Source organism: Roseovarius sp. MBR-79, assembly GCF_053628555.1.
This window is the reverse complement of the sequence record NZ_JBRJGP010000007.1, coordinates 1-22,302: the sequence shown is the minus strand read 5'-3', so window position 1 is coordinate 22,302 and position 22,302 is coordinate 1. Positions and strand designations below refer to the sequence as shown.

Genomic DNA, 22,302 nt, shown 5'->3' with positions numbered 1-22,302 from the left:
AACCAAAGGAAGCACGATACCATGACATATCCCGAACCAATCCGCAAAGCCGCTCTTGCCGGGGCGCTTGTCCTCTTGCCTGCCGCGCCGCTCAGCGCGCATGGCATCACCGCCGAGGCGGGCAATGCCGCGCCCGCCCTCGACATTGTCGGGGCGGACATTGCCACCGAGGGGCGCATCGCCACCTTCACCATGTCGACCAAGGGCACGCCGGGGGCCGACCATCCCGAAGCGGCGGGCGGCCTCGCGGGCGCGCCGGTGTTTTCCTACGCCTGGCCCACGACCGTCGATCCTGCCACGGTGGGGTTTGAGGCCGGTGCGGGCATCCTTGCCCTTGTCGTCACCATCCATCCCGATTTCGACGACACACCGCTCTTTGATGAGGGCAATACCGGCGCGACCGATGACGATGGCGGGCTCTGGCACAGCCATTGGGTCGTGCTTGGCCCCGATGACGCCTGCGGGGCGGGTGCGCTCAAGGTGATCGACATTCCCGACGGGGCCGCGCCTGCGCTGCCGCTCACCTGGCCGGGGCTGCCCTTGCTGATCGACAGCCCCGGCTGGTCGCCGGTATTCGATGACGCAACGGTCAGCGTGCGCGTGCCCTTCGCCGATATCGGCGCGCTCGAGGCGGCGCGGTTTGACGGGGTGACTGCGGCGCTGCGCGTGAATGCCAACCTGCACGCGCCGCTTTTATGCGTCACCGACGTGTTTGACGTGGCCTCGGGCGACCTGAGCCTGCCCGGTCGCGTGCGCAAATGACAGACCGGTGGCGGGGGACAACCCCGCCGCCCCATCCCCGGAGGCACGGATGACCGACACGCCCGCGTTGCACGCAAGTCAATGGTTCAACACGGACCGGCCCCTGACCCTCAGTGATTTCGGGGGCAAGGTGGTCGCGGTGGAGGCGTTCCAGATGCTGTGCCCGGGTTGCGTGAGCCATGGCCTGCCCCAGGCCATGCGCATCGCTGCGGGACTCGACCCCGGTGACGTTGCGGTGATCGGCCTGCACACGGTTTTCGAGCATCACGCCGCCATGCCGCCGGTGGCGCTTGAGGCGTTCCTGCACGAATATCGCATCCGGTTTCCGGTGGCGGTGGACGCGCCCGGCGATGGGGCGCTGCCGCGCACGATGACGGCATGGGGGCTGCAAGGGACGCCGACGCTGGTGCTGTTTGACCGGTCGGGGCGGATGCGCGCGCGGCATTTCGGACAGATCTCCGACCTCGCACTTGGTGCGCAGATCATGCGACTCGTGCTGGCGGCGCCCGCGCCGTGATACGCGCGCTTGATCGTCGTGGCGGGTTTGGCTACCACTTCGGTACGGTTTCCAATCTGGATCGCCTCTCTTGTCACCCAACGATCACCACCCGCTGACCCTGCGCGACGTCTCCGAGGCGGCGGGCGTGTCGGAAATGACGGTGAGCCGGGTGCTGCGCAACAAGCGCGACGTTTCGGAGGCGACGCGCGTGCGGGTGCTCGAGGCGGCGCGGCGGCTGGGCTACGTGCCCAACAAGATCGCCGGTGCGCTGGCCAGCCAGCGGGTCAATCTGGTGGCCGTGATCATCCCGTCCATGTCCAACATGGTGTTCCCCGAGGTGATGACCGGGATCAGCCAGGTGCTTGACGAGACAGGGCTTCAGCCGGTGGTGGGGCTGACCGGATATCGCCCGGAGAAAGAGGAAAAGGTCCTCTACGAGATGCTGTCCTGGCGGCCCACCGGGGTGATCATCGCGGGGCTGGAACATTCCGAGGCAAGCCGGGCGATGCTGGCCGCGTCGGGGATTCCGGTGGTCGAGATCATGGATGTGGACGGCACGCCGGTCGATTCGGTGGTGGGCATCTCGCATCGGCGCGCCGGTCAGCAGATGGCGCAGGCGATCATCCGCGCGGGCTATCGACGGATCGGTTTCATGGGCACGAAAATGCCGCTCGATCACCGCGCGCGCAAACGCTTCGAGGGGTTCACCGAGGCGCTCGCCAAGGCCGGGATCGAGGTGGCGGACCAGGCGTTTTATTCCGGGGGATCGGCGCTTGCCAAGGGCCGCGAGATGACCGCCGAGATGCTGGCGCGCACGTCCGATCTGGATTTCCTCTATTATTCCAATGATATGATCGGGGCGGGGGGGCTTCTTTACCTGCTCGAGCAGGGCGCGGATATTCCCGGCAGCATCGGGCTTGCCGGGTTCAACGGGGTGGAATTGCTCGATGGCCTGCCGCGCAGGCTGGCCACGATGGATGCCTGTCGGTTGGAGATCGGGCGCAAAGCGGCCGAAATCATCGCCGCCCATGCCGCCCATCCCGAAGCCCCGCGCGCGCCGGTGCGCATCGCGCTGGAGCCGCGCCTGTCCTTGGGCGATACGCTGAGAAAGCCCTGAAAACCGGCGATTTATCGGGCCTCGTGAAAAATAGCCTTTGATTTTCATCCGCGAATCGCCAAAGGCTGCCGCAGGCTTGGCGCAGGGAGGATGTGCATGAAAATCGGGTTTATCGGGCTTGGAAATGTCGGCGGCAAGCTGGCGGGGAGCCTCTTGCGCAACGGCCATGACCTTGTGGTTCACGACCTCGATGCCGGGGCGTGCGACCGCTTTGCCGCGCGCGGGGCCGGGGTGGCGGATGGCCCCGCCGAATTGATGCGCGCCTGTGACGTGGTCATCACCTGCCTGCCTTCTCCGGCGGCAAGTGCGGCGGTGATGGACCGGATGCTCCCCGAGGTGGCCCCCGGCAAGATCTGGCTGGAGATGTCGACCACCGACGAGGCCGAGATCCGCAGGCTCGGGGCGGAGGTGATCGCGCGCGGCGGTGCGGCGGTGGATTGCCCCGTCTCGGGCGGCTGTCACCGCGCCGATACCGGCAATATCTCGATCTTCACGGGCTGTGACCGGGCAACGTTCGAGCGCATCCTGCCGCTCCTGCGGACCATGGGGCGGCGCATCCTGCACACCGGCGAATTGGGCAGTGCCTCGGTGCTCAAGGTGATGACCAACTACCTTGCCACGGCGAACCTGCTCACGCTCTGCGAGGCGATGGTGACGATGAAGGCGGCGGGCATGGATCTGGCCACCACCTATGAGGCCATCCGCATCAGTTCGGGCACGTCCTTTGTCCACGAGACCGAGAGCCAGGTGATCCTCAACGGCTCGCGCGATATCAATTTCACCATGGATCTCGTGCAGAAGGATATCGGTCTCTTCCAGTCGATCGCCGAGCGCCATGGCGTGCCGCTGGAAATCTCTCCGCTGATGATCGAGATCTTCAGGGACGGCGCGGCGCGATATGGCGCGCGGGCGCAGTCCGACGACATCATAAGACGGCTGGAAGAGGCCACCGGCCTCGACATCACCGCGCCCGGATTCCCGGCGGACATGGTCGATGATGAACCCGAAGAGCCGGGCTATGAGGTGCGGCCAAAGGGACGGGACTGAGCTTTGCGTTCGGGGCAATGAGAAACGGCAGGTCGAGGCGCTCGACCTGCCGCAAAACCGAAAGCGTTTTGACCCGAACCGGTCAGCCTATGGCCGCCGCCTTCACGTCCTCGTCGATGAAGGGGACGTATTGGGCGAAGTTGTCGGCGAACATCCGCACCAGTTTGGCCGCCTGTGCGTCATAGGCTTGCGCGTCGTCCCAGGTGCGGCGCGGGTCGAGCAGGACCTCGGCCACACCCGGCACCGAGACCGGCACCTCGAAGCCGAAATTCGGGTCCTTGCGGAAATCCACCTCGCCGAGCGAGCCGTCGAGAGCTGCGGTCAGAAGCGCGCGGGTGGCCTTGATCGGCATCCGCGACCCGGTGCCATAAGCCCCGCCCGTCCAGCCGGTATTCACGAGCCAGCAGGTCGCGCCGTGCTTGGCGATCTTGGCCTTGAGCAGGTTGCCATAGACCTCGGGACGGCGCGGCATGAAGGGCGCGCCGAAGCAGGTGGAGAACACCGGTTGCGGCTCGGTCACGCCACGCTCGGTCCCGGCCATCTTGGAGGTGAAGCCCGACAGGAAGTGATACATCGCCTGCGCGGGCGTCAGCCGCGAGATCGGCGGCAGCACGCCGAAGGCGTCGCAGGTCAGCATGATGATGTTCTTGGGGTGCCCGCCAAGCGCTGTCTCGGAGGCGTTCGAGATATAATGCAGAGGATAGGCGCAGCGCATGTTCGCCGTCAGGCTGTCATCCTCGAAATCAAGCTCCAGCGTGTCCGGATCGAACACCATGTTTTCCACCACGGTGCCGAACTTCGAGGTTGTGGCGTAAATCTCGGGCTCTGCCTCGGGGTCGAGGTTGATCGTCTTGGCATAGCAGCCGCCCTCGAAATTGAAGGTGCCGCGATCCGACCAGCCATGTTCATCGTCGCCGATGAGCGTGCGCGCCGGATCGGCCGAGAGCGTGGTCTTGCCGGTGCCCGAAAGGCCGAAGAAAATGGCCGCATCCACCGGATTGCCGTCGGCGTGGTTGGCCGAGCAGTGCATCGGCATGACGCCTTTTTCGGGCAGAAGGTAATTGAGCAGGGTGAAGATGGATTTCTTGTTTTCGCCAGCGTATTCGGTATTGCCGACGAGGATCAGCTTGCGGTCGAAATTCATCGCGATCACGGTGTCGGAGCGGCAGTCGTGTTTCGCCGGGTCGGCCTTGAAGCCGGGGCAGTTGATCACCGTGAAATCGGCGGTGAAGCTGGCGAGGGACTCGCGGTCGGGACGGCGCAGCATGGTGCGGTTGAACACGCTGTGCCAGGCAAGTTCCGAGATCATCCGCACGTTGATCGCGTATTTGGGATCAGCGCCGCCGACGAGGTCCTGAACGAAATATTCACCGTCCTTCATGTAGGCCAGCATGTCGGCATAAAGCGCGTCGAACCCCTCGGGCGACATGGCGGCGTTGTTCTCCCACCAGATCGTGTGTTCAACCGACGGCGTGCGCACGACATGCTTGTCCTTGGGCGAGCGCCCGGTGAACGTGCCGGTCGAGACGAGCAACGCACCGCCAAGGCCCAGGGTGCCCTCGCCCCGCCGGATCGCGGCCTCGATGAGCGCCGGTTCGAGCAGGTTGTAATGCACGCGGCCGAGCCCGGTGATGCCCTGATCCTCAAGCCGGAAACCCGGATTGACCCGTTCGATTGTCATTCTGTCATGCTCCTTGCTGTCAAAGCGCGCCCGTGCGCGTTTGTCATGAAAGAGGGGCCGGTTCCGGTCCCGGTCGGGCGCAATGTCCCGGCTGGGGCGGTCATAACATGACGGTTTCAAGAAATAACAGCGCGGTTTCACGCAGTTAGCGCAACCAGTGGCAAGTTAGCGCAACCACCGGGGGGCAGGGGCGCGCCGTGACCGCGCGAAACGGGAAAACTGAGTCAATTTAGCCATTGGAAAGATATTTCTGTCTCAATGGAGGTCGCTACTGCGGGCTGATTCGCAGTTTTGGATTGCGAAGTGAGGGAGAAAAGTAGCATAGTGAAGAAAAAAACAGGCAACACGAGCAGCATAAGGATCAATCAATGTCCAGGATCGCCCTTGTGGACGATGACAGGAATATTCTGACATCCGTCTCCATGACGCTCGAGGCCGAGGGCTTCGAGGTGGAAACCTATAACGACGGTCAACAGGCGTTTGAAGCGTTTTCAAAGAAGTTGCCGGATATGGCGGTGCTTGACATCAAGATGCCGCGCATGGACGGGATGGACCTGTTGCAGCGGTTGCGGCAGAAATCGCAGATGCCGGTGATTTTCCTCACCTCCAAGGATGACGAAATCGACGAGGTGCTCGGCCTGCGGATGGGGGCCGACGACTACGTGAAAAAGCCGTTTTCCCAACGGCTTCTGGTGGAGCGCATCCGCGCGCTGCTGCGCAGGCAGGATGCCGCGGTGGGCGGGATCGTGCCCGAAGGGGATGAGCACAAGGTGATCGAGCGGGGCGAGCTGCGGATGGACCCGCTGCGCCACTCGGTGACCTGGAAGGGGCAGGACGTGTCGCTCACCGTGACCGAATTCCTGCTGTTGCAGGCTCTTGCGCAGCGGCCCGGCTTCGTCAAAAGCCGCGATCAGCTCATGGATGTGGCCTATGACGATCAGGTTTATGTGGACGATCGCACCATCGACAGCCACATCAAGCGCCTGCGCAAGAAACTGCGGATGGTCGATCCCGAATTCTCGGCTATCGAAACGCTCTACGGGATCGGGTATCGTTACAACGAGGAATGATGGCCCTTGCCGAGGGAATTGATGTGCGCGACATGCCGCCGCGAAGGGACGGGGACCTTGTCCTCGGGGATGACTTTGTCGCCCCCGACCGGGTAGAGGACAGCGAGATCACGGCGCGGCGTGCGAAGCGCGGCTGGCTGTCGCTGCGCGCCTCGCCGCTGACGCGCAAGATCGTCACCTTCAATCTGATCGCGCTCAACATACTCGTGATCGGCATTCTTTATCTCAACGGATCGCAGGCATCCCTTGTCGATCAGACGATCGAGGGCTTGCGCGAGCGCGCGGCGCTCACTGCCGATGTCGTGGCCGCGCGTCTGCCTCAAAGCGCGCCCGTGAACCTTGCCACAGGCGACGGCGTGGATGTCGCCGATACGCTCGAGCGGCTCGCTGTGCGCGAGGGAACGGAGTTGTTCCTGTTTGACACCGAGGGCAACCTGATCGGTCGGAAAACCGGCGATCTTCCGGGTGCCCGCGGCCTCGAAACCCTGCCCGACACGCCGCTCACCGATCTGATTTCGTGGGTCTGGGGGTCGGTTTCACGCCACTTTGCCACAGGTGCCGACCGCGATCCGGAGGAGGCGCTTGCCAACACGTTGCGCGCCATGGCCGATATCTCGTTGCGCCAGGGCGGACAGGTCCGCATCGAAGAGGGCGCGGGCAGCGTGATCCTTGCGGCCAGCGCCCCGGTCATGCGCGCGGGCGGGCCCGTGGCCGTGATCGCGCTGGCCGACACCTCGGGCGAGATCGAGCGTCTGGCGGCGGGCGAGCGAGAGCGCGTGTTGCAGATGTTTCTCATCGCCACGCTGATTTCGGTGGGGCTGAGCCTCGTTCTGGCCTCGACCATCTCGAATCCGCTGGCCGATCTGGCGGCGGCGGCCGAGATCGGGCGCGAGCGCAACCGGGGCAAGGGGGCGAGCGGACGCATCCGCATCCCCGACCTTACGGCGCGCCCCGACGAGATCGGGCGTCTCTCTGGGGCGTTGCGCGGCATGGTCGGTGCCCTCTACAGCCGGATCGAGAGCAACGAGCAATTCGCCGCCGATGTGGCCCATGAGATCAAGAACCCGCTCGCGAGCCTGCGCTCGGCCGTGGGCACCATGCGCATCGCCAAGCGTGAAGATCAGCGCGAGCGCCTGCTCGAGGTGATCGAGCACGATGTGCGAAGGCTCGACCGGCTGGTGAGCGATATTTCCAACGCCTCGCGGCTTGACAGCGAGCTTGTCCGCGAAACGCAGGAAGCCTTTGACCTTCTTGGCCTCTTGCGCAATCTCGGCACCTATCTGGGCGAGGAGGCCGAGAAGAAGGGGATCGAGTTCATCACCGATTTCCCCAAGGAACCGGTGGTGATCACCGGACTGGAGGCGCGTCTGGCACAGGTCTTTGTCAACCTGATCACCAACGCCATCAGTTTCTGCGACGAGGGCGATGCGATCCGCGTCTGGGCACGCCGCCGCGCCAATCGCGTGCTGGTGGTGGTCGAGGATACCGGGCCGGGTATCCCGCCCGAGGCGCTGGAAAAGGTGTTCCTGCGGTTTTATTCGGAACGGCCCGAGGGCGACTTCGGCAACAATTCCGGTCTTGGACTGGCGATCTCGAAGCAGATCGTGGACGCCCATGAGGGTGTGATCTGGGCCGAGAACATCCACCCGACGCAGGCCGATGCCACCTCGGAACCGCTTGGCGCGCGGTTTGTGGTGGGCCTGCCGGTCTGACCGATGACACAAGGTCCGCTGCCCGGCGAGGTGATCCACGGCAGTTGCGTGGCGCTGGCGGGCCGGGCCGTGCTTATCCGGGGGGCGTCGGGGGCGGGCAAGTCCGCGCTGGCGCTGCGGCTGATCGCGCTGGGCGCGGGGCTGGTGGCGGATGACCGCACGCGGATCTGGCGCGCGGGCGCGCAGGTGATGGCGGACGCGCCCGACACGATCCGGGGCCTGATCGAGGCGCGGGGGGTCGGCATCCTGCACCTCGACGCCACGGGGCCTGCGCCGCTGGCGCTGGTGGTCGATCTCGACGCAAGGGCCGAGGGACGGTTGCCGGTGCAAAAAACGACGGTTTTGGCCGGACTTCGCGTGCCGCTCGTCGAAAACGCGCCCTCTGCTCATTTTCCGGCCTCGATTCTGCTCTATCTCAAGGGAAATGGTCCAATCTGAGGAAACGAACAAAAGCCATGGTGTCCCCCGTTTCATCTGCGGAGCAACCCCATCCGCTCGTTCTGGTGACCGGCCCCTCGGGTGCGGGGCGCAGCACGGCCATTCATGTGCTCGAGGATCTGGGCTTCGAGGCGATCGACAATCTGCCGCTCTCGCTCTTGCCACGCCTTCTTGACGGGCACGAACCCGACAAGCCGCTGGCGCTTGGCATCGACGTGCGCAATCGGGATTTCTCGACGCAGGCGCTCATCGAGGTGATCGACAGCGGCGCATTCGTGCCGCCCGGCGTGATGCAGGTGCTCTATCTCGATTGCCGGCCCGAAATCCTGCTGCGGCGATTTTCCGAGACAAGACGGCGCCATCCGCTTGCCCCCGACGATAGCCCCGAAGTGGGCATTGCGCAGGAGATGGACCTGCTTGGTCCGGTCCGCGCGCGCGCCGATATCGTCGTGGACACCTCCGAGATGTCGCCGCATGATCTGCGCGCGGAGCTTGCCCGCTGGTTCGCACCCCAAGGTGCCGGACGGCTGGCGATCTCGGTGCAGTCGTTTTCCTACAAGCGCGGGATGCCGCGCGGCCTCGATCTTGTGTTCGACTGCCGGTTTCTCAGAAACCCGCACTGGCACGAGGCCTTGCGCGCCCTTGACGGACGCAGCGCCGATGTCCGCGCCCATGTGACGGGCGATCCGCGTTTCGCGGAGTTCTTCGAGCGCCTTTGCGCGCTTCTCGATCTGGTGCTGCCGGCGCATGAGGCCGAGGGCAAGGCCTATCTGGCCATCGGGTTCGGCTGCACCGGGGGACAACACCGCAGTGTTGCCGTGGCCGAAATGCTGACGGCAAGGCTTGCAGAGCAAGGCTGGCCGGTGTCAATAAGACACAGGGAAATAGAGCGGCGTGAGCCGGGGAGCGGGCGGTCATGATCGGAATCGTGATCGTGGCACATGGCGGGCTGGCCCGCGAATACCTGAGGGCGGTCGAACATGTGGTCGGCGCGCAGGGGAGTGTTGTGGCCGTGAGCGTCGAGGGCGATCATGACCGCGCGGGCAAGCAGGACGAGATTTGCGCCGCCGCCGATGCGGTCGATACAGGGGGCGGGGTGGTGATCGTCACGGATATGTTCGGCGGCTCGCCCTCGAACCTGTCGCTGCGCGCCTGCCGCCCTGACAACCGGCGGATCCTTTACGGGGCGAATCTGCCGATGTTGATCAAACTGGCCAAAAGCCGCCACATGCCGGTGCCCGATGCGGTCAGGGCTGCGCTCGAGGCGGGGCGCAAGTATATCGACAGCCACAATGTCTCGGTCGAATGAAGGAATGCAACATGGGTGAGAGCACGCGGCGGGCCCTCGAGATCGTCAATGAAAAGGGGCTTCACGCGCGCGCGGCCGCCAAGTTTGTCGAGGTGGTCGAGGGCTTTGACGCAACGGTCGAGGTGCGTCATGGCGGCCTATCGGCCTCGGGCGACAGCATCATGGGGCTTTTGATGTTGGCAGCGGCGCGGGGAAGCACTATTGACGTCGAAATCGCGGGGGCCGATGCAGAACCGCTGGCCGAGGCTTTGGCGGTGCTGATCGCCGACCGTTTCGGCGAGGAAATGTAGGCCACGCGGCCCCTGACAGAACGGAACGGGACGGACCGAGTGAGCATCAAGGCGCAGCCACAGGCCGGCGAGGAGGCGGGCGGTGAGATCCTCTTCACCAAGTATGACCGCCGCAGCCTGACCTATGCCAACAGTTTCGACAGCCCGGTCACCGCGACGATCATCCGCACGATGGAGTGGTTTACCGGCAAGCTGACCATCATCCGCATGATCCGCGCCTTCGAGAAACGCGGCGCGCCCACGGGGCAGGCGTTCTGGCGCGCGGCGCTCGACACGATGGGGATTCCGCTGCTCACGCCTGATGACGAGGTGGCCAATATTCCGCTCGACGGGCCGGTCGTGGTGGTGGCGAACCATCCGCACGGGCTTGTGGACGGGATGATCCTGGCCGATCTGATCGGGCGGCGGCGCACCGATTACAAGATCCTGACGCGCGCGCTGCTGACCGGCATCGACGAGGTGGCGGCCTCCTACATGATTTCGGTGCCGTTTCCGCATGAGCCCGACGCGCAGCGCAAATCGGTCGATATGCGCGCGCAAGCGATGGCGCATCTCAAGGATGGGGGTGTCATCAGCGTGTTTCCCTCCGGTGTCGTGGCGTCGTCGGACACGCTGTTCGGTCCGGTGATCGAGCGCGAGTGGAACGTGTTCACCGCGCAGATGATCCGGCGCTCGGGTGCGCAGGTGGTGCCGATCTATTTTCCGGGATCGAATTCGCGCCTGTATCAGATGGCCAACCGGATTTCGGCGACGATGCGTCAGGGGCTTTTGCTGCACGAGGTGGTCAAGAGCTGCAACCACCCGCAAAAGCCGGTGGTCGGCGCGCCGATCCCGCCCGAGCGCATGGCGATGCTCGAAAGCGATCCGCGCGGCTTCATGCAATGGCTGCGCGCGCATACGCTCTCGCTGGGAGAGCGGCGGGGCTGACGGGTTGCGCTGACGCAGTGGTCGGACGCCGCGTGCCCTGATCTCTCATGCCGGGCCACGCGCCAGGAAAGTTCACAACTTTCCTGGCCGGAATTTTTTGAAAATTCCGGCGTGAATCAGCTGATCCGGGCCATGATCGCCCGTGGTGTCAGTTGAACCGGTTGTCACGGGGAAAGCCGCGCGGGGCCATGCGGCCCGAACTTGCGCGCTTCGCCAGCCATTCGGTGAGGTCCGTCTCGGTGCGGGTGCGCCCTGCCGGATCGCGCCAGCTCAGGCCCTCGGCAAGCGCGAAGGTGGTGGCGTCCGACAGGCCGCCATCCTTGAATTTCTGGAGCCGCACGCCCTTGCCCCGGCCCAGTTCGGGCAGGTCGGCAAGCGGGAAAACCAGCACCTTGCGGTTTTCGCCGACGCAGGCGACGTGATCGCCGGTGACGGGGCGACAGACCTGCGCGCGGGAGGGCGCGCGAAGGTTGAGAACCTGCTTGCCCGCGCGGGTCTGGGCCAGCACCTCCTCTTCGGGGACGACAAAGCCATCGCCGGTGGAGGACGCCACCAGAAGCCTGCCGCCCGGACGGTGGATGAAAAGCGTCACGATCTCGGCCTCGTTGGGCAGATCGACCATCAGGCGCAAGGGCTCGCCCATGCCGCGCCCGCCGGGCAGGTTCGCGGCCGAGAGGGTATAGAAGCGCCCGTTCGAGCCGAAGACAAGCAGCCGGTCGGTGGTCTCGGCATGGAAAAGGAAGCGCGGGCCGTCGCCATCCTTGAATTTCAACTCGCGATTGAGGTCGATATGGCCGGTCATGGCGCGGATCCAGCCCATGCGGGAACAGACCACCGTGATCGGCTCGCGTTCGATCATCGCTTCGAGCGGCACCTCCTCATTGCTGCCCGCCTCGGCGAAGGTGGTGCGGCGGGCGCCGATGGCGTGGCTCTTGCCGAAGGTCTTTTTCACCTCGCGCAGTTGATCGGCGATGGCGGCCCATTGCAGGCCGGCATCGTCGAGCAGATCCTCGAGCCCGGCGCGCTCGGCCATCAGCGCGTCGCGCTCGGCGCGCAGCTCCATTTCCTCGAGACGGCGCAGGCTGCGCAGGCGCATGTTGAGGATGGCCTCGGCCTGCACCTCCGAAAGCCCGTCCTCGCCCTCGGGGGCGGGGGGCACGTAATCGGCCTCGGAGGTGGCGCGCACGAAGCTGCGGCCCCAGTCCTCGCGCATCAGCGCGGCTTTGGGTTCGTCGTCATAGCGGATGATGTCGATCACGCGGTCGAGGTTGAGAAAGGCCACGATCAGCCCTTCGAGCACCTCGAGCCGGTGGTCGATCTTGTCCATCCGGTGCCGCGACCGGCGCAAGAGCACCTCTTGCCGGAAATCGAGGAAGGCGCGCAGCACCTCGCGCAGCGAGCAGACGCGCGGCGTCACCCCGTCGATCAGCACGTTCATGTTGAGCGAGAACCGCACCTCGAGATCGGAATTGCGGAACATCATCCCCATGAGCATGTCCGCATCGACATTGCGCGAACGCGGTTCGAGAACAAGGCGGATATCCTCGGCGCTCTCGTCGCGGACATCGGCGAGGATCGGCACCTTGCGGGTCTGAATGAGTTCGGCGATGCGCTCGATCAGGCGCGATTTCTGGACCTGATAGGGGATCTCGGTGATGACGATCTGCCATCCGCCGCGCCCCAGATCCTCGATATGCCAGCGCGCGCGGAGCCGGAAACTGCCGCGCCCGGTCAGGTAGGCCTGCGCGATGCTCTCGCGCGGCTCGACGATGACGCCGCCGGTGGGAAAATCGGGGCCGGGGATATGGCCCAGCAAAGTCTCGTCGCGGGCCTCGGGGGATTTGATCAGGTGCAGGCAGGCGTCGATCAGCTCGGCGATATTGTGCGGCGGGATGTTGGTGGCCATGCCGACCGCGATCCCCGACGATCCGTTGGCCAGAAGGTTGGGAAAGGACGCGGGCAGCACGACCGGTTCGCGCAGGGTGCCGTCGTAATTGTCGCGGTAATCGACGGCATCCTCGGCCAGCCCGTCAAGCAGCGCCTCGGCGAAGACCGTGAGGCGGGCCTCGGTATAGCGCGCGGCGGCGGGGTTGTCGCCGTCGATATTGCCGAAATTGCCCTGCCCGTCGACCAGCGGATAGCGCACCGCAAAATCCTGCGCGAGGCGCGCCATGGCGTCATAGATCGCGGCATCGCCATGGGGGTGGTAGTTGCCCATGACATCGCCCGAGATCTTGGCCGATTTGCGAAACCCCCCGGTGGAGGAGAGCCGGAGTTCGCGCATGGCATAGAGGATGCGGCGATGCACCGGTTTGAGCCCGTCGCGCGCATCGGGCAGGGCGCGGTGCATGATGGTCGAGAGCGCATATGTCAGATACCGCTCGCCGATGGCACGGCGGAGCGGTTCGGCCACCGCTTCGGGCCGCATGTTGGGGTCGTTCAGCAAATCACTCATGGATGTTGTGATACCGCCGGGGGGCGGGCGCGTAAAGCACAGAGGCGCGGGGATGCTGTCCGGCATGCGTATTTCCCCTCACGGGGACGGACGAATCGGGTATTGTCGGGATAGCTGCCAAGCTGATTATTTACCGTGTGGTGATGTGGGGGATGCGCGATGTGGCGCTTTGTGTTGATTTCTTTCGTATTCATGGGATGGGCGTTTTACGAGATTAGCGGCGGGGCCGAGTATGTGCCCGCGCCGAACTCCATTCAGGCGCGGGCGCTGTTGGCGGAGCACCGCCCCAAGGCGCGGCCGCTGCGCGAGAACGTGATCCAGATCGCACAGGCCCCGGCAGGGGTGAGCCGCGCGGCCACATCGCTCGAAGAGGTTGGCACGGGGCGCGCGCGGGTTGTGCTTGCCTCGGCGGAGGTGCCCGCAGTCGATCCGCGCATCGTCGTGCCGACAACGGTTGCGCGCCGGGGCGTGCCGGTCGAGGTGGCGACGCCCACCCCTGCCGTCGCCCCCGCCGTCGCCGACGAGCCTGAGCGGGCCGAGGATCGGCGGCGCGTCGTGGGCCGTTCGGTCAATCTGCGCAGCGGGCCGGGCAAGAATTTCGGACGTGTCGGGAGCCTTGCGCGCGACACAGAGGTGATCGTGCTGCGCGACGATGGCGCGGGCTGGGTCAAGCTGCGGGTGATCGAGACAGGGCGCATCGGCTGGATGGCGGCGCAGCTTCTGGTCGCGGCGAACTGAGCCTTGCAACCCGCGCCCGCCCGCGCCAAGAAGGCGGGCATGGATCACAAATCAATCCTCATCACCGGCTGTTCGTCGGGAATCGGCCTTGACGCGGCGCGGACCTTGCGCGCGCGCGGCTGGCGGGTTTTTGCGACCTGCCGCAAGCAGGCCGATTGCGACCGGCTGCGCGCCGAGGGGTTCGAAAGCCCACGCCTTGATTATGCCGACGAGGTCAGCATCAACGCGACGGTGGCGGAGATGCTGGACGCCACGGGCGGGCGGATCGACGCGCTTTTCAACAATGGGGCCTATGCCTGTCCGGCGCTGGTCGAGGATCTGCCGCGCGGCGCGCTGCGCGAGATATTCGAGGCCAATGTCTTTGGCTGGCACGACCTCACGCGGCAGGTGATCCCCGCAATGCGGGCGCAGGGGCAGGGGCGGATCGTGCAATGCTCGTCGGTGCTGGGTCTGGTCGCGATCGGCTGGCGCGGCGCCTATGTGAGCACGAAATTCGCGCTTGAGGGGCTTTCGGACGCGCTGCGCATCGAGATGCGCGGCACCGGCATCGAGGTCAGCCTGATCGAGCCGGGACCGGTCACGACGAGAATCCGCGAGAATGCGCGCGCGCCCTTCGAGCGGTGGATCGACTGGGAGGGCGCGGCGCGGGCCGAGGAGTATCGCACGAAACTGCGGCCCCGGCTTTATGGCGACTACAGCCGCGACCGGTTCGAACTGCCGCCTTCGGCGGTGACGACGAAGCTGATCCATGCGCTCGAGTCGGCGCGCCCGAAGGCGCGCTATTATGTCACGACGCCGACCTATCTCATGGGGGTTCTGAGGCGGATTTTGCCGACGCGGGCGCTGGATTGGGTGATCTCCAAAGGGTGAGCGGGACGGTCGCGGATTTTACGGTTCGCTTTTGCCGCGCGCTGGCCTAGATATCGGCCTCGGGCGCGATGAGGACGGGAGACGACATGCTCAGCGATCCATTCTTTCTTCTCGTGGCTGCGGCCTGTGTGGTGACGGCGCTGATCCTTATCCGGGGCATCTCGACCTTCGGCAAGGAGGGGGTCGAAAACGCCAAGCGCGCCAACAAATACATGTGGTGGCGGATCATCGCACAATTCGTGGCCGTGCTGCTGATCCTGCTGTTCGTCTATGTCCGCAGGCAGGGAGGCTAAGACCATGGTGGTGCTCAACAAGATTTACACGCGCACGGGCGATGCGGGCGAGACCGCGCTTGGCAACGGTGCGCGGGTGGCGAAACACTCCGCGCGCGTCACCGCCTATGGCACGGTGGACGAGGTCAACGCGACGCTTGGGCTGGCGCGGCTTCATGCGACGGGCGAGACCGACGCGGCGCTGGCGCGGATCCAGAACGACCTGTTCGATCTGGGGGCCGATCTGTGCCTGCCGGACATGGAAAAGGACGCCGAGGCCGAATACACGCCCTTGCGCATGGTGGCGGCGCAGGTGGACCGGCTCGAGGCCGAGATCGACGCGATGAACGCGCATCTGGAGCCGCTGCGCAGCTTCGTCCTGCCGGGCGGCAGCCCGCTTGCCGCGCATCTTCATCTCTGCCGGACCGTGTCGCGGCGCGCCGAGCGTCTGGTGGTGGAGCTGGCCGCGCTCGAGCAGGTCAACGAGGCGGCAATCCGCTATCTCAACCGGCTCAGCGACTGGATGTTCGTGGCCGCAAGAATGGCCAATGACGGCGGCAAGGCAGATGTGCTCTGGATACCCGGCGCGAACCGCTGACACATTTCTGTAACGGTGCGGGGGCAGAAACCGCGAAAACGTGGCGTCCCCGGATCATGACGTGACGATTTTGCCCTGTTTTCCCCGCGCCCAAGCCGGTATCAACGCGCGGAAGAGCCAAGCCGGGGGGCGTCGCCGTCCCCCATCACTGTAAGGGAGACCGTGCCGATGAAGGTGCTCGTGCCTGTCAAGCGCGTGATCGATTATAACGTGAAAGTCCGTGTCAAGGCGGATGGCAGCGGGGTCGATCTTGCGAATGTGAAGATGTCGATGAACCCGTTCGACGAGATTGCCGTGGAAGAGGCGATCCGTCTGAAGGAGGCGGGCAAGGCCAGCGAGGTGATCGCGGTCTCCATCGGCGTGAAGCAGGCGCAGGAGACGCTGCGCACGGCGCTGGCGATGGGGGCGGACCGGGCGATTCTGGTCGTTGCCGCCGATGACGTGCATCAGGACATCGAACCTCTCAGCGTGGCCAAGATCCTTGCGAAAATCGTCGAGGAAGAGGCCCCCGGCCTCGTGCTCTGCGGCAAGCAGGCGATCGACAACGACATGAACGCCACCGGGCAGATGCTGTCGGCGCTCCTGGGCTGGAGCCAGGCGACCTTTGCCTCCAAGCTCGAGGTCGAGGGCGACAGCGCCTTGGTGACACGTGAGGTCGATGGCGGGTTGCAGACCATCAAGGTGGCGATGCCCGCCATCGTGACGGTCGATCTGCGGCTCAACGAGCCGCGCTATGCGAGCCTGCCCAACATCATGAAGGCCAAGAAAAAGCCGCTCGATGAAAAGACGGCGGCCGATTACGGCGTCGATGTGAGCCCGCGCCTCGAGATCGTGAAAACCACCGAGCCCGAGACGCGCAAGGCCGGTGTCATCGTCGGTTCGGTCGATGAGCTGGTGGCGAAACTGAAAGAAGCGGGGGTGGTGTGATGGCGGTTCTTCTTCTGGCCGAGGTGACCGATGGTCAGCTCAATGTGGACGCGACCGCCAAGGCGGTGACGGCGGCGGCAAAACTGGGCGACGTGACGGCGCTTTGTGCCGGGGCCTCTGCGGCGGCGGCGGGGGCTGCGGCCGCGAAGATCGCGGGCGTGACAAAGGTGCTGGTGGCCGAGGATGCCACGCTCGGGCACCGTCTGGCGGAACCCACGGCGGCGCTGATCGTAAGCCTCGCGGGCGATTATTCGCATATCGTCGCCCCGGCCACCACGGATGCCAAGAACGTTCTGCCGCGGGTGGCGGCGCTGCTGGATGCGATGGTGATTTCGGATGTGTCGGGCGTGGTTGACGCGGACACGTTCGAGCGGCCGATCTACGCGGGCAACGCGATCCAGACGGTGAAATCGCGCGATGCCAAGAAGGTCGTGAGCTTTCGCACCTCGACCTTTGACGCGGCGGGCGAGCAGGCGGCCTGCGCCATTGAAAGCATCGGCGCGGCGTCCAATCCGGGCCTCAGCGAGTGGGTCGAGGACAAGGTTGCGGCGTCTGACCGGCCCGAACTCACCTCGGCGGGCGTCGTGGTCTCGGGCGGGCGCGGCGTGGGGTCGAAGGACGATTTCGCCCTGATCGAGAGCCTTGCCGACAAGCTTGGGGCCGCTGTTGGTGCCAGCCGCGCGGCGGTCGATTCGGGCTATGCGCCGAATGATTGGCAGGTGGGGCAGACCGGCAAGGTGGTGGCACCCGATCTCTATGTCGCGGTGGGTATCTCGGGCGCGATCCAGCACCTTGCGGGGATGAAGGACAGCAAGATCATCGTTGCCATCAACAAGGACGAGGAGGCCCCGATTTTCCAGGTGGCCGATTTCGGCCTTGTGGCGGACCTCTTCACCGCTGTGCCGGAGCTGGTCGAAAAGCTCTGATTTATCAGGAATTTCACGAAGGGCCTGCGCGCGGCGCGGGCCCTTTTTCGTTGAGCATCGCCGTAAGCGTCGGGCGCAGCGCCTCGGCCACCTCCCGATGGGCGAGCGGTCCGGGCAGGGCTGTGGCGACGCTTTCCTCCATCAGGTCGAAATACATCCCGCGCGTGCCCTGTGCGCGGGCCGTGTGGGAAATGACCGAGGTCACGACGCGCTGCGCGCGTGGTGCGATCGTGTCGAGCATGGCGCGGCTGACAAAGGCCGGGTCGGTGTCGATGCCGCCGCAATCCGCGCCTGAACCCGGCGCATGGTTCGAGAGCCACAGCAGGATCACGGGCGGCCCGATCCGGTCCAGAAGCTGCGCCATGCGCCTGACCCACGCCGCCTGAACGGCCGCGCGCATCTGCGCGAAACGCTGGGGCGAGAGCGCATGGAGGCGGCGCATCATGTGGCGCGTGAAGTGGAATTCGGTGAAATCCACCTCGGGGTAGAGCCGCTCAAGCGGTGGTGTCGCACGCAGGAAACGGTCGTTGCGGCGTGGATGCACGGCATAGAACGGATTGCTGAGGTTCATCCCGCAGGGGATTTGCAGCACGACGGCGCGGGCGCTTTGCACAAGCGGCAGCGGCCCGCCGGACGCAAGCCAGAGATCCGGTCCGGCATTGGGCACCCCGAGATTGAGGCAGGCCGGACCGTCGATTGAGTCCAGCAGCGCAGGCCAGGGCCGCTCGACAAAGGTGCCGTATGTTTCGGTCCCGCCCAGGCAGGCCACATAGCCCCGTCGCAGATCGCGTGCCGGGCCGCGAAAGGACAGCCGCACGCCGCGATAGCGCACAGGCCGATAGTCAAGGGGCCGCCGCCCCAAGCGTTCAAACGCCATGGTTCCCACCCTTTTTCTGTCACCCGGAAACAAGCCTCGCCGATTCGTCTTACCAATCCGCTAAAGCGCGTATTTGAGGCGTATTTTCGCGGAACCCGGCCCTTGCGGCGCATCCCCGCCGGGGCCTATGCTGCGCGGGACAGTCGAGGAAGGGGCGGGCCATGGATATCCGGACGGTGGGCGTTGTGGGCGCGGGGCAGATGGGCAACGGCATCGCGCATGTGATGGCGCTTGCGGGCTATGACGTGCTGCTCAACGATATCAGCGCGGAGGCGCTGGAGAAGGCCGTGGCGATCATCCGCAAGAACCTCGAGCGGCAGGTGAGCCGCGAGAGGATCACCGCCGACGAGATGGAGGCCACGCTTGCGCGGATCACCACGACGGTGGATCTTCCCGCACTCGGCCAGACCGACCTGATCATCGAGAGCGCGACCGAGCGCGAGGACATCAAGCAGAAGATTTTCGACGCGCTGCTGCCGCATCTCGCGCCGCACACGATCCTGACCTCGAACACCTCGTCGATTTCGATCACCCGTCTGGCAAGCCGCACCGACCGGCCCGAGAAATTCATGGGGTTTCATTTCATGAACCCGGTGCCGGTGATGCAGCTGGTCGAACTGATCCGGGGCATCGCCACCGACAAGCCGACTTTTGACACCTGCCTTGGCGTGGTCGAGAAGCTGGGCAAGACGTCGGCCTCTTCCGAGGATTTCCCGGCCTTCATCGTCAACCGCATCCTCATGCCGATGATCAACGAGGCGGTCTATACGCTTTATGAGGGGGTGGGGAATGTGCGCTCCATCGACCAATCGCTGAAACTTGGGGCCAATCACCCGATGGGGCCGCTGGAACTGGCGGATTTCATCGGGCTCGATACCTGCCTTGCGATCATGAACGTGCTGCATGACGGGTTGGCGGATACCAAATACCGGCCCTGTCCGCTGCTCACGAAATATGTCGAGGCGGGCTGGCTCGGGCGCAAGAGCGGGCGGGGTTTCTACGACTATCGCGGCGAGGAGCCGGTGCCGACGCGCTGACGACGGCAGGCCCCCGGCGCCGAAGTGGCGACGCGGAATTTTGAAAAAATTCCGATCAAGAAAGTTTTCAACTTCCTTGGCGCTGATCCCGGACAAGGGGCTTCAAGGTCGCGGTGTCGAGCGACCGTTGCACTCCCGCCTCACACCGCCTCGGCCATCAGCCACACGCCACCCTGAGGGCGCAGCGTGAGGATCATCACCGGGTCGGGGTCGCGTCCCGGCACGGGCGTGAAGCGGAAGCGCGACAAAAGCGTGGCGAGGATGATCACCGCCTCTTGCAGCGCAAAGCTGGCCCCGATGCAGATGCGCGGCCCGTCTCCGAACGGCAGGTAGCTGTAGCGCTCGATGGCCTTGCGATCCGCGAAACGGTCGGGGCGAAAGGCGTCGGGATCCTGCCACAGCCTGTGATGCCGGTGCAGCGCATAGATCGGTATGATCACGGTGTCATTGGGCCGGATCTCGCGCCCGCAGAGTGTATCGCATTTCAGTGCCGTGCGCGAGACGATGCCCGCAGGCGGGTAGAGGCGCAGCGCTTCGTCGATGATCTGGCGAATATAGGGCAGACGTGCCACATCCTCGCCGGTGGCGGCACGGCCCTGCAAGAGGTCCTGCGCCTCGGCGCGCGCGCGGTCCTGGACACCCTGATCAAAGGCGCAGAGATAAAGCGACCAGCCAAGCGCGAGCGCGGTCGTCTCGTGGCCCGCAACGATGAAGGTCAAGAGGTTGTCGCGCAATTCGGGCGTGCTCATCCGGCGTTTGGTCTCGGGGTCCTCGCCGTCGAGCAAGAGGTCGAGCAGGTCGGGCACGCCGGGCTGCGCCCCCCGCGCGCGGCGCGCCTCGACCGCCGCATCGGCCACGCGCTTCATCTCGGCCACCGAGCCGCCCGCCATGATCCGCCCCGGACGCGGCACCCAGTCGGGCAGGCCCAGAATGTCGAACAGCGAGATGCGCCCGGCCTCCGCGATATAAGCGTCGATGCCGCGATGCACGCCCTCGGCGTCAAAGCTGCCATCCCCCGAAAAGGTCACATCGGCGATCACGTCGAAGGTGGTGCGCACCATCTCGGCGGCCATGTCCACCGCGCGCGGCCCCGCGCCTGTGATGCGCGCGGCGCTTTGCTCGGCCGCCGCCGTCATCACGGGGGCGAGGTTCATCACGTTGCGATGCGAAAACACCGGCGCCGCCGCGCGCCGCTGCCAACGCCAATGCGCGCCTTCGGCAATGAAGAGCGACTCGCCTATCGCGGGGCGCAAGAGGTTCTTGGTGACCAGCGACTTGGGGTAATTGTCCAGCTCTTCGAGCAGCATCCGCCGGATTGCGCCCGGATCCGTCACCATATGCCAGCGCTTGCCGGTGCGGCCAGAGACCATGGGCTGTCGCGTGGCGATGTCGGGAATGATCGAAAGCACGTTTTCGCGCGCCGCGCGCAGCGAGCCAAGAATGCCGAGCGGTTCCGTGACGAGCGGCACACGCACGGGCGTCGGGGCTGTGTCTGTCGCGGTCATGTCGTTCCCCTTCCGGATAGGGGGCATATAGGCTTCGGACGTGGGCGGGGCAAATCATTGCGCTCGGGGCGCGGCTGGGATATTGCGGCGCGAGTTTGTGACAGGGATGAACTGCATGATCCGTCTCTTCGCCCTTCTGGGGGGGCTGTTTCTGGCCAACTGTGCCGGGTCGAACGATCTGGACAAGGAAGTGCCTTACATGGGCAATTTCCAGCTTGGGCATAACGTCGTGGTGGCCCCCAACCTGACCAAGGGGCCCGCCTCGCGCGCGGCCACCAAGGAAGAGTGGATCGAGGCCATGACGCAGGCCATCACCGACCGGATGGGGCGGCACGAGGGCACCAGGCTCTATCATCTGGGGGTGAGCGTCGAGGGCTATGTGCTGGCGATTCCCGGCGTGCCGCTGGTGGCCTCGCCCAAATCGGCGCTCATTCTCAACGTGACGGCCTGGGACGATGCCGCGGGCAAGAAGCTCAACGACAAGCCGCACCTCGTCACGGTGATGGAGACCATTTCCGGCAACACGATTTTCGGCTCGGGGCTGACCCAGAGCAAGGAGGTTCAGATGGCGAACCTCAGCCGCAACGCGGCCAAGCTGATCGAGACCTGGCTCAACCGGCAGAACGACGAGTTCGGCTGGTTCGAGGATGACGGGCGGCCTGCGAATGAAAAGATCGGGCTGATTTCGGGGCGGCCCGAGGCGGCGGCGGAGGTGGCGGCGGAGGTGGCGGCAACCGAGGTCACCCCCGGCACATGAGTGCGCCAAGACGCGCTTGATTTTCCCGCCGTAACCCCCTAAACGGCGCGCGAAGCAAGAACCGGGCCGGGCGGCCCCCCAACTGACAAGGTGCCCCGAGAGATGGCAAAGGAAAAGTTTGCACGTAACAAGCCGCATGTGAACATCGGCACGATCGGCCACGTTGACCACGGCAAGACGACGCTGACGGCGGCGATCACGAAGTATTTCGGCGAGTTCCGTGCCTATGACCAGATCGACGGCGCGCCCGAGGAGAAGGCCCGCGGGATCACGATCTCGACGGCGCATGTGGAGTATGAGACCGAGGCGCGGCACTATGCGCATGTCGACTGCCCGGGCCACGCCGACTATGTGAAGAACATGATCACCGGTGCGGCGCAGATGGACGGCGCAATCCTGGTGGTGAACGCGGCCGACGGCCCGATGCCGCAGACGCGCGAGCATATCCTTCTGGGCCGTCAGGTGGGCATTCCCTACATGGTGGTCTA

At 65.3% G+C, this 22,302-nt stretch carries 24 protein-coding genes; 20 read left to right on the top strand and 4 right to left on the bottom strand.

The genetic code is table 11. The annotated features are described in order from the left end of the window. Positions 1-21 precede the first annotated feature (21 nt). From ACSSV8_RS08730 to ACSSV8_RS08715, 4 genes are all read left to right on the top strand, one after another. Complete coding sequence (locus ACSSV8_RS08730; RefSeq protein ID WP_454282166.1) at positions 22-762, top strand: hypothetical protein; 741 nt, start codon at positions 22-24, stop codon at positions 760-762. Positions 763-811: 49 nt separating this feature from the next. Beyond that, complete coding sequence (locus ACSSV8_RS08725) at positions 812-1,279, top strand: TlpA disulfide reductase family protein (RefSeq protein WP_454282165.1); 468 nt, start codon at positions 812-814, stop codon at positions 1,277-1,279. A gap of 70 nt (positions 1,280-1,349) precedes the next feature. Continuing rightward, positions 1,350-2,378, top strand: coding sequence for a LacI family DNA-binding transcriptional regulator (locus ACSSV8_RS08720; RefSeq protein ID WP_454282164.1), 1,029 nt, complete (start codon positions 1,350-1,352; stop codon positions 2,376-2,378). 96 nt (positions 2,379-2,474) lie between these two features. Further along, positions 2,475-3,425, top strand: a complete 951-nt coding sequence (locus tag ACSSV8_RS08715) for an NAD(P)-dependent oxidoreductase (RefSeq protein ID WP_454282163.1) — start codon at positions 2,475-2,477, stop codon at positions 3,423-3,425. Positions 3,426-3,507: 82 nt separating this feature from the next. On the opposite strand, the gene ACSSV8_RS08710 is transcribed toward ACSSV8_RS08715, so the two are convergent. Next, positions 3,508-5,106 carry a phosphoenolpyruvate carboxykinase gene (locus ACSSV8_RS08710; RefSeq protein ID WP_354537849.1) on the bottom strand — a complete coding sequence of 533 codons (1,599 nt, stop codon included), beginning with the start codon at positions 5,104-5,106 and terminating at the stop codon, positions 3,508-3,510. Positions 5,107-5,474: 368 nt separating this feature from the next. Here ACSSV8_RS08710 and ACSSV8_RS08705 point away from each other — a divergent pair, with 368 nt between their 5' ends. Genes ACSSV8_RS08705 through ACSSV8_RS08675 form a run of 7 tightly spaced genes read left to right on the top strand, consistent with a single transcriptional unit; the run spans position 5,475 to position 10,852 of the window. Next, positions 5,475-6,176, top strand: coding sequence for a response regulator transcription factor (locus tag ACSSV8_RS08705; RefSeq protein WP_354537848.1), 702 nt, complete (start codon positions 5,475-5,477; stop codon positions 6,174-6,176). Beyond that, on the top strand, positions 6,176-7,888 hold the full coding sequence (locus ACSSV8_RS08700; RefSeq protein WP_454282162.1) for an ATP-binding protein: 1,713 nt from the start codon (positions 6,176-6,178) through the stop codon (positions 7,886-7,888). Before ACSSV8_RS08705 ends, ACSSV8_RS08700 begins: the two co-directional genes overlap by 1 nt. 3 nt (positions 7,889-7,891) lie before the next feature. Then, complete coding sequence (locus ACSSV8_RS08695; RefSeq protein WP_454282161.1) at positions 7,892-8,326, top strand: HPr kinase/phosphorylase; 435 nt, start codon at positions 7,892-7,894, stop codon at positions 8,324-8,326. Between the two features lie 17 nt (positions 8,327-8,343). Further along, positions 8,344-9,246: an RNase adapter RapZ gene (gene rapZ / locus ACSSV8_RS08690; RefSeq protein WP_354537845.1), complete on the top strand. Its 903-nt coding sequence runs from the start codon at positions 8,344-8,346 to the stop codon at positions 9,244-9,246. Then, positions 9,243-9,635 (top strand): PTS sugar transporter subunit IIA, encoded by a 393-nt coding sequence (locus tag ACSSV8_RS08685; protein WP_354537844.1) that lies wholly within the window; start codon positions 9,243-9,245, stop codon positions 9,633-9,635. The genes rapZ and ACSSV8_RS08685 overlap by 4 nt, the downstream gene beginning before the upstream one ends. An 11-nt stretch (positions 9,636-9,646) precedes the next feature. Further along, positions 9,647-9,925: an HPr family phosphocarrier protein gene (locus tag ACSSV8_RS08680; RefSeq protein ID WP_354537843.1), complete on the top strand. Its 279-nt coding sequence runs from the start codon at positions 9,647-9,649 to the stop codon at positions 9,923-9,925. Positions 9,926-9,964: 39 nt separating this feature from the next. Further along, the gene (locus ACSSV8_RS08675; RefSeq protein ID WP_354537842.1) at positions 9,965-10,852 is read left to right on the top strand and encodes a lysophospholipid acyltransferase family protein; all 888 of its coding nucleotides are present in this window, start codon (positions 9,965-9,967) and stop codon (positions 10,850-10,852) included. Between the two features lie 148 nt (positions 10,853-11,000). Here ACSSV8_RS08675 and ACSSV8_RS08670 read toward each other — a convergent pair whose 3' ends face one another. Then, the gene (locus ACSSV8_RS08670) at positions 11,001-13,307 is read right to left on the bottom strand and encodes a DNA topoisomerase IV subunit A (RefSeq protein WP_454282160.1); all 2,307 of its coding nucleotides are present in this window, start codon (positions 13,305-13,307) and stop codon (positions 11,001-11,003) included. A 159-nt stretch (positions 13,308-13,466) separates the two neighbouring features. On the opposite strand from ACSSV8_RS08670, the gene ACSSV8_RS08665 reads away from it, so the two are divergent. From ACSSV8_RS08665 to ACSSV8_RS08640, 6 genes are all read left to right on the top strand, one after another. Continuing rightward, the gene (locus ACSSV8_RS08665; protein WP_454282159.1) at positions 13,467-14,045 is read left to right on the top strand and encodes an SH3 domain-containing protein; all 579 of its coding nucleotides are present in this window, start codon (positions 13,467-13,469) and stop codon (positions 14,043-14,045) included. A gap of 39 nt (positions 14,046-14,084) precedes the next feature. After that, positions 14,085-14,915 carry an SDR family NAD(P)-dependent oxidoreductase gene (locus ACSSV8_RS08660; RefSeq protein ID WP_454282158.1) on the top strand — a complete coding sequence of 277 codons (831 nt, stop codon included), beginning with the start codon at positions 14,085-14,087 and terminating at the stop codon, positions 14,913-14,915. A gap of 86 nt (positions 14,916-15,001) precedes the next feature. After that, a complete protein-coding gene (locus ACSSV8_RS08655; protein WP_354537838.1) occupies positions 15,002-15,208 on the top strand; it encodes a twin transmembrane helix small protein in 207 nt (68 codons plus the stop codon). 4 nt (positions 15,209-15,212) lie between these two features. Next, a complete protein-coding gene (locus ACSSV8_RS08650) occupies positions 15,213-15,785 on the top strand; it encodes a cob(I)yrinic acid a,c-diamide adenosyltransferase (protein ID WP_454282157.1) in 573 nt (190 codons plus the stop codon). A gap of 168 nt (positions 15,786-15,953) precedes the next feature. After that, entirely contained in the window at positions 15,954-16,712 is a 759-nt protein-coding gene (locus ACSSV8_RS08645) for an electron transfer flavoprotein subunit beta/FixA family protein (RefSeq protein WP_354537836.1), read from the top strand. After that, positions 16,712-17,638: an electron transfer flavoprotein subunit alpha/FixB family protein gene (locus ACSSV8_RS08640; protein WP_354537835.1), complete on the top strand. Its 927-nt coding sequence runs from the start codon at positions 16,712-16,714 to the stop codon at positions 17,636-17,638. Before ACSSV8_RS08645 ends, ACSSV8_RS08640 begins: the two co-directional genes overlap by 1 nt. Positions 17,639-17,651: 13 nt before the next feature. Here the strand turns inward: ACSSV8_RS08640 and ACSSV8_RS08635 are convergent, their stop codons facing one another. After that, complete coding sequence (locus ACSSV8_RS08635) at positions 17,652-18,515, bottom strand: DUF6473 family protein (protein ID WP_454282156.1); 864 nt, start codon at positions 18,513-18,515, stop codon at positions 17,652-17,654. Positions 18,516-18,676: 161 nt separating this feature from the next. Here ACSSV8_RS08635 and ACSSV8_RS08630 point away from each other — a divergent pair, with 161 nt between their 5' ends. Continuing rightward, entirely contained in the window at positions 18,677-19,552 is an 876-nt protein-coding gene (locus ACSSV8_RS08630; protein WP_454282155.1) for a 3-hydroxybutyryl-CoA dehydrogenase, read from the top strand. Positions 19,553-19,692: 140 nt separating this feature from the next. Here the strand turns inward: ACSSV8_RS08630 and ACSSV8_RS08625 are convergent, their stop codons facing one another. Continuing rightward, positions 19,693-21,057: a cytochrome P450 gene (locus ACSSV8_RS08625; protein ID WP_454282154.1), complete on the bottom strand. Its 1,365-nt coding sequence runs from the start codon at positions 21,055-21,057 to the stop codon at positions 19,693-19,695. 115 nt (positions 21,058-21,172) lie between these two features. Here ACSSV8_RS08625 and ACSSV8_RS08620 point away from each other — a divergent pair, with 115 nt between their 5' ends. Both ACSSV8_RS08620 and ACSSV8_RS08615 read left to right on the top strand, forming a co-directional pair. Next, a complete protein-coding gene (locus ACSSV8_RS08620; RefSeq protein ID WP_454282153.1) occupies positions 21,173-21,814 on the top strand; it encodes a hypothetical protein in 642 nt (213 codons plus the stop codon). A 102-nt stretch (positions 21,815-21,916) separates the two neighbouring features. After that, positions 21,917-22,302, top strand: a 386-nt coding sequence (locus tag ACSSV8_RS08615) for a GTP-binding protein (RefSeq protein ID WP_454282152.1), incomplete at its 3' end; no start/stop codon positions are given.